The organism is Verrucosispora sp. SN26_14.1 (genome assembly GCF_004307965.1).
In the GTDB taxonomy this organism is placed as follows: Bacteria; Actinomycetota; Actinomycetes; order Mycobacteriales; family Micromonosporaceae; genus Micromonospora.
The window spans coordinates 1-2323 of record NZ_SISL01000674.1 but is presented as its reverse complement, the minus strand read 5'-3'; the positions used below and the strand labels follow the sequence as shown (position 1 = coordinate 2323).

2 protein-coding genes and 1 pseudogene are annotated in these 2323 nt (G+C 75.2%); all 3 read left to right on the top strand.

Annotated elements, in window-relative coordinates:
- Positions 1–857: glycoside hydrolase family 3 C-terminal domain-containing protein (locus tag EYA84_RS30735; protein WP_201272534.1), on the top strand; the 857-nt coding region annotated here is incomplete at its 5' end.
- Positions 854–1918 carry a LacI family DNA-binding transcriptional regulator gene (locus EYA84_RS30730; RefSeq protein ID WP_131057710.1) on the top strand — a complete coding sequence of 355 codons (1065 nt, stop codon included), beginning with the start codon at positions 854–856 and terminating at the stop codon, positions 1916–1918. The genes EYA84_RS30735 and EYA84_RS30730, both read left to right, overlap by 4 nt.
- Before the next feature lie 46 nt (positions 1919–1964).
- Positions 1965–2323, top strand: a pseudogene (locus EYA84_RS30725) (hypothetical protein); the annotation flags it as partial.

Below are 2323 nucleotides of genomic sequence, written 5' to 3'. Positions count from 1 at the left end.
CAGCCGCCGAGGCCGCCGCGCTGGCCGCCGACGCCGACGTCGCGGTGGTGACGGTGGGCAACCACCCGATGGTCAACGGCCGCGAGACCGAGGACCGGGTGGACCTGGCCCTGCCCGCCCGGCAGGAGGCCATGCTGCGTGCCGTACACGCCGCCAACCCGCGCACGGTGCTGGTGCTGACCAGCAGTTACCCGTACGCCATCGGGTGGGCGCAGCAGCACCTGCCGGCGGTGCTCTGGTCCGCCCACGGCGGGCAGGAACACGGCCGGGCCCTGGCCGACGTGCTGCTCGGCGACGCCGACCCGGCCGGCCGGCTCACCCAGACCTGGTACGCCGACACCGCCGACCTGCCCGACCTGCTCGACTACGACGTGATCGGCGCCGACTCCACCTACCTGTACTTCCGGGGCGACCCGCTGTACCCGTTCGGGCACGGCCTGTCCTACGCCCACTTCGACTACGCCGACCTGCGGTTGAGCGTCGACACCGCGACGGTCGGTGAGACGGTCGAGGTGAGCGTGGACGTCACCAACAGCGGCTCCCGGCCCGGCGTGGAGGTGGTGCAGCTCTACACCCGGCAACGCCGCTCCCGGGTCAAGCAGCCGCTGCGGCAACTGCGCGACTTCGACCGGATCACCCTGGCCCCCGGGGAACACCGCACCGTCACGCTGCGGCTGCACACCGCCGAGCTGGGCTGGTGGGACGCCGACCGGGGCGCGCTCGTGGTGGAGGACGCCACGCACAGCGTGCTGGTCGGACGCTCCGCCACCGACGTGCGGCTGGTCGGCGCGCTGGCGGTACGCGGCGACGCGGCGCCCCGGTCGACGCGGCTGCACAGCGCGAGCGGGGCCCGGTGAGCCGGCGCGCGTCGGGCCAACCCACCATCGCCGACGTGGCCCGGCACGCGGGTGTCGCGGTGAGCACCGTGTCGTACGTGCTCAGCGGCAAACGGGCCATCTCGGAGCTGACCCGCAACCGGGTCCTGGCCAGCATCCGGGTGCTCGGCTACCACCCGAACGCCGGGGCACGGGCGTTGGCCAGCCGTCGCTCCAACGTGATCGCCCTGGTGCTGCCGCTGCGCTCGGGCATCCAGGTGCCGGTGGTGATGCAGTTCGCCACGGCGGTGGTGACCTCGGCCCGCCGCCACGACCACGACGTGCTGCTGGTGACCTCCGACGAGGGCCCGGAGGGGCTGCGTCGGGTCGCCGCCGGGGCGCTGGTCGACGGGGTGCTGGTGATGGACGTGGAGCTGCACGACGCGCGGGTGCCGCTGCTGCGGGGCCTGGGCCGACCCAGTGTCCTGATCGGTGTACCCGCCGACACCGTCGGCCTGACCTGCGTGGACCTGGACTTCCACCGGGCCGGTCAGGTGTGCGTGGAGCACCTGGCCGGTCTCGGGCACCGGCGGGTGGCGCTGCTGGGCGCGCCGGCCGCCGTCTACGACCGGGGCACCGGGTTCGCGCACCGGACCCGCGCCGGGGTGGTGGAGGCGGCGGCCCGGCACGGCGTCGAGGCGGTGACGATGCCGTGCGAGGAGAACGCGACCGACGTCCGCCGCCGGGTGGTGGAGCTGTTCGCCCGGCACCCCGACCTGTCCGGCCTGGTGGTGCAGAACGAGGCGGCCGTCTCTGCGGTGCAGGCGGCGCTGGCCGGATTGGGGCGGCGGGTGCCGCACGACGTGTCGATGGTGGCGGTCTGCCCGGACCAGTTCGCCGAGCACGCCGGTCCCCGGCTCACGTCGGTGCCGGTGCCCGCCGAGGAGATCGGCCGGCAGGCGGTGGCGTTGCTGATGCGCAAGCTGGCCGAGGAACCGGTGCCGGAGACGACGCTGCTGGCCCCCCGCCTGACGGTGCGGGACAGCACGGCCCCTCCGGTGATCGACACGGCGTCGTACGGCGGTCCGGCGCCGGTGCGGTGACGGGCCGGCGGGGCGGCCCCGGGCGGCTCACTAGACTGCCCGTTCGATGGACGTCCAGCCCGCCCCCACCGCCGACACCCGCCCCTGCGCCCACTGCGGCCGTGACGTGCCGCAGCGCGTCGGCGCGGGCCGTCCGTTCCGGTACTGCCGCGACAACGACGGCGCCTGCCAGCGGGCCTCCCGCAACAACCGGATGCGCCACCGCAACGCCCCTGGTCTGCCCGGCCAGGTGGCCCGCACGTGGGAGGCGGTGGACCGACTCGACCAGATCGTCGAGACGCTGACCGAGTCCCTGCACGCCGAGCTGTCCCCGTCCGGGGTGCAGCGTCAGGTGGCGCAGGTCCGCGCCGAGACCGCCGGTGAGGTCGCCGCGGCGCAGGCCGAGCGGGACGAGGCGCTGCGGGC